4 protein-coding genes are annotated in these 4,663 nt (G+C 58.8%); 1 reads left to right on the top strand and 3 read right to left on the bottom strand.

Annotated elements, in window-relative coordinates:
- Positions 1–150 precede the first annotated feature (150 nt).
- Positions 151–996: an S-formylglutathione hydrolase gene (fghA, locus tag BY454_RS16265; protein WP_104417616.1), complete on the bottom strand. Its 846-nt coding sequence runs from the start codon at positions 994–996 to the stop codon at positions 151–153.
- A gap of 8 nt (positions 997–1,004) precedes the next feature.
- Positions 1,005–2,120 carry an S-(hydroxymethyl)glutathione dehydrogenase/class III alcohol dehydrogenase gene (locus BY454_RS16260; RefSeq protein WP_104417615.1) on the bottom strand — a complete coding sequence of 372 codons (1,116 nt, stop codon included), beginning with the start codon at positions 2,118–2,120 and terminating at the stop codon, positions 1,005–1,007.
- A 176-nt stretch (positions 2,121–2,296) separates the two neighbouring features.
- On the opposite strand from BY454_RS16260, the gene BY454_RS16255 reads away from it, so the two are divergent.
- Positions 2,297–3,181, top strand: a complete 885-nt coding sequence (locus tag BY454_RS16255) for a LysR family transcriptional regulator (protein ID WP_104417614.1) — start codon at positions 2,297–2,299, stop codon at positions 3,179–3,181.
- Here the strand turns inward: BY454_RS16255 and BY454_RS16250 are convergent.
- Positions 3,170–4,504, bottom strand: a complete 1,335-nt coding sequence (locus BY454_RS16250) for a sensor domain-containing diguanylate cyclase (RefSeq protein ID WP_104417613.1) — start codon at positions 4,502–4,504, stop codon at positions 3,170–3,172. The genes BY454_RS16255 and BY454_RS16250 overlap by 12 nt on opposite strands.
- Positions 4,505–4,663: the final 159 nt, after the last annotated feature.

Below are 4,663 nucleotides of genomic sequence, written 5' to 3'. Positions count from 1 at the left end.
CGGTCAGGAGTATTGGGCTAACTCCATCGCTCACTGAATTTAAAGCGCCCAAACGCAACGAACCCCGGAAAAACCGGGGTTCGTCAGCAATCTGAAACCCGCCAAAGGCGGGTTCAGGGTTGCGTTGATCTTCGTGGACCAGGGCCCCTGTCAGCCGAGGGCCCGGGCGTGATGCCGCAAATGGTCATCGATAAAACTCGCAATGAAAAAGTAGCTGTGGTCGTAGCCTGGCTGTAGACGCAGCTCTAGCGGGTGCCCCGCTGCCTCACAGGCGGCCTCGAGGGCCCCGGGCTTCAACTGTTCATCGAGAAAGTTATCCGCCTCGCCCTGATCCACCAACAATGGCAGCTTTTCCTTCGCCGTGGCCACCAGTTCACAGGCATCCCAGGCTTTCCATGCCTCCCGATCATCGCCCAGGTAACCGGTGAAGGCCTTTTCGCCCCAGGGACAGTTCACCGGGTTGGTGATGGGCGCAAAGGCGGACACCGACCGGTACCGCCCCGGCTTTTTCAGGGCGCAGATCAACGCGCCGTGCCCCCCCATGGAATGGCCACTGATGGCACGTTTGTCGGTTACCGGGAAGTACTGTTCCACCAGTGCCGGCAGCTCTTCGGTCACGTAATCGAACATGTTGTAATGCGCCGACCAGGGCTGCCGGGTGGCGTTCACATAGAAACCGGCACCTGAACCGAAATCGTAACTGTCATGCTCGCCGGGCAGATCGGTGCCCCGGGGACTGGTGTCTGGCGCCACCAGGGCGATGCCCAGTTCCGCCGCCATGCGCTGGGCACCGGCTTTTTGCATGAAGTTCTCATCGGTGCAGGTCAGGCCGGAGAGCCAGTACAGCACCGGCACTTTTTCGGTTTGTGCCTGCGGCGGCAGGTAGATGGCGAACACCATCTCCGTGCCGGTCGCTGTTGACGTGTGCTTGTAACGCTTGAGCCAGCCGCCAAAACACTTGTTACTGGCGAGCAGCTCCGGAGTGGTGTCGCTCATGGGCTACCTCACTGATCGAACAGGATGACCGAACGAATGCTCTTGCCTTCGTGCATCAGGTCAAACGCCTTGTTGATGTCTTCCAGGCCCATGGTGTGGGTCACGAACGGATCGATCTCGATCTTCCCGTCCATGTAGTCCTCCACGTAACCCGGCAGCTCGGAGCGGCCCTTCACGCCGCCGAAGGCAGAGCCTTTCCACACCCGGCCGGTGACCAGCTGGAACGGGCGGGTGGAAATTTCCTCGCCGGCACCGGCCACGCCAATGATGATGGACTCGCCCCAGCCCTTGTGACAGCACTCCAGCGCCGAACGCATGACCTGAACATTGCCGATGCACTCGAAGGAGTAATCCACGCCGCCGTCAGTCATATCGACGATCACCTGCTGGATCGGGTCGGAGAAATCTTTCGGGTTCACGCAGTCTGTGGCGCCGAACTGGCGGGCCATTTCGAACTTGTCTTCGTTGATGTCGATGGCAATGATGCGCTCGGCACCCACCATGCGCGCGCCCTGGATGCAGGACAGGCCAATGCCGCCGAGGCCGAAGATGGCCACGGTGGAACCCGGCTCAACCTTGGCGGTGTTTTTCACCGCGCCAATGCCGGTGGTGATGCCGCAGCCCAGCAGGCAGACCTTCTCCAGCGGTGCGTCCACCTGGATTTTGGCCAGGGAAATCTCCGGCAATACGGTGTATTCCGAGAAGGTGGACGTGCCCATGTAGTGGTGGATGGTCTTGCCCCCCAGTGAGAACCGGCTGGTGCCGTCCGGCATCAGGCCCTGGCCCTGTGTGGCACGCACGGCGCCGCACAGGTTGGTCTTGCCGGAGAGGCAGAACTTACACTTGCCACATTCGGCGGTGTACAGGGGAATCACGTGGTCGCCCGGCTTCAGGGAAGTCACGCCCTCGCCCACTTCCTCAACCACCCCAGCGCCTTCGTGGCCCAGAATGGATGGAAAGATGCCTTCGGGGTCGGCGCCCGACAACGTGTAGGCATCGGTGTGGCAGACGCCGGTGGCGACGATACGCACCAGCACTTCGCCGGCTTTCGGGCCCTGGACATCCACCTCTTCGATGGTCAGTGGTTTGCCCGGTGCCCAGGCAACAGCAGCGCGTGATTTCATAACAGGCTCCTCTTAAAACAGTTGGATAAACAGAAACGGTTGGATGAACGTTGCATTCAGTGTATATCACCGGGCGCCACTCATCTCTGCACAGATGGAAAAGCATTGTTGCCATACAGCAACAATTGGCGTATGAAAGGAATCCCCGAAACCGCCCATTTGCCATCGGAGCCGCCATGAAACACTGGGACGCCATCGAGGCCTTTATTGCCGTGGTTCAGGAAGGCAGTTTCAGTGCCGCCGCCCGTCGCCTCGGGGTATCGCCTTCCCACATCAGCCGGCAGGTTGCCGGGCTGGAAAAACGCCTGGGTGCGCCCCTGCTGTACCGCACCACGCGATCAATACGCCTGAGCGAGGCCGGCGAAACCTACTTCCAGCACTGCCACAACCTGATGGAAGGATTTGTCAGTGCCGAGGAAGAATTGCGCCAGGCCCAGCAAAAGCCGGCCGGCTCTCTTCGGGTCACCTGCGCCACCACCTTCGGTGAGCGCTTTCTGGCACCGGCGCTGAACGATTTTGTGACACGCTACCCGGACATTCAGCTGGACCTGCACCTGACCAATCGCCAGACCGATCTGGTCAGCGAGGGCTATGACCTGGCGGTGCGCATGGGCTCGATGAAGGACTCCTCGCTGTTATCGCGCCGGTTGTGCGATCGCCGGGAATACCTGTGCGCCAGCCCGGATTATCTGCAACGCCATGGCATGCCTCACACCCTTGCCGAACTGGCGCATCACAACTGCCTGCTGGGCTCAAACACCTGGTGGCTGTTCAGTGAAAACGGTCAACGGCGGGAACTGAAGGTGTCTGGCAACTGGCGTTCCAACTCCGGCCCCGCATTGCTGGATGCCGTGCGCAAGGGGCTGGGCATTGCCCAGCTGCCGGATTACTACGTGGAGCCGTTACTGGCGAGAGGAGAACTGGTATCCATGCTGGAGCAGTATCGCTACCCGTTCAGCGGTGTCTGGCTGGTGTACCCACAAGCCAAACAGCGTTCGGTCAAGCTCAAGGTGCTGACGGAATTCCTGATTGGGAGGTTTGCTAGTGGATTACCCTGGTAAAACCGGCATCATCGGGGCACTAACTGGTTGGAAGAAATAGTACTGGTTCTTGCCATTTTGCTTGGCTTGGTACATGGCCATGTCCGCTTGACGCAGCAAGGTATCGGCATCCACGTCTGGCTGCTGGGGATAAATGCTGACACCGATGCTCGCGGACACTTGAACCTGACCTTCACCCAGGCAAGCCGGGGCAGACACGGCGGCCAATAAACGATCCAGAACCTGTCGGCAGCCATCCTTGCCAGACAGATCCGGCAACAGGACCACAAACTCGTCGCCCCCAAGGCGCGCCACCGTGTCGCATTCCCTGAGAGCGTATTTCATACGGTCGGCGAGAATAGTCAGCAACTGGTCACCGGCGGCGTGACCACAGGTATCGTTCACTTCCTTGAAGCCATCAAGATCCATGAACACCACGGCCAGCTCTTCTTTCCGGCGCCGGGCCACCAGGGTAGCGTGGCGCAGCCGCTCCGTCAGAAGAATGCGGTTCGGCAGGCCGGTCAGGTTGTCGTAGTGGGCGATCAGGCGCAGCTTATCCTCGTTCTGCTTCAGGTTGGAGATATCAGCCACCAGAGTCACATAATGCTCCACCTCGCCGGCACGGTTACGTACTGCAGCAATAGTCATCAACGCGGGAAACACCGCCCCATCCTGGCGGGGCATCCAGTACTCGCCACTCCAGACTCCCTCCTCATGCAGGGCTTTGAGCATGGTTTTCATGAACAGCTCGCCGTGTCGATCGGAGGACAACAGCTGATAATTCTGATGAATAACGTCCTGACGGGCGTACCCGGTCAACTGGGTGAACGCTGCATTCACATCCAGAATAATACCTTTGGCACTGGTTATAAGAATCCCTTCCCGAGCGTGCCTGAAAACACCGGCAGCCATGGAGAGTTGTTTCTCGGCCTCTTTGCGCTCGGTAATATCCTGGTGGGTGCCATACATCATCAGCGGCTGCCCGTCATCCGTCCGGGTCATCAAACAACCGCGGTCCATTACCCAGACCCAGTGCCCATTCTTGTGACGCATTCGAGCTTCGCATTCGTAGTAGGGAAGCTCCCCGAGAAAGTGCCTTTCCAGCAGCCTGGCGGACTTTTTCAGGTCATCGGGATGGACCAGTGCGTTCCAGGTTTCAATGGAAATCGGCGCCAGTTCCGCCAGGGAGTAGCCAACAATCTCCGCCCAGCGTTCATTGAATACCGTCTCCCCGGTGTTGACGTTCCACTCCCAGGTGCCGGTATGAGTACCGGTTATCGTATTTTCCAGACGAAGGCTTTCGATTTTCCGCTTGGCCCGGGACTCCTTGATGGATTCCAGCATCGTATTAATCGTCTGACCTACTAATGGGTACGAAAGTAAGCGAACATCATTTATAATGTAGCGTTCGTTCGCCAAGCTTATCGGATATCTACACTCATGCGTCACGATGACGGTCGTAAACTTGATCACAAAACCTTAGAAGCCATTCGCGTTCGCGCC

Origin of the sequence: Marinobacter persicus (assembly GCF_002934325.1) — a bacterium.
GTDB lineage: Bacteria > Pseudomonadota > Gammaproteobacteria > Pseudomonadales > Oleiphilaceae > Marinobacter > Marinobacter persicus_A.
This window is presented reverse-complemented; position numbering and strand designations above follow the sequence as displayed.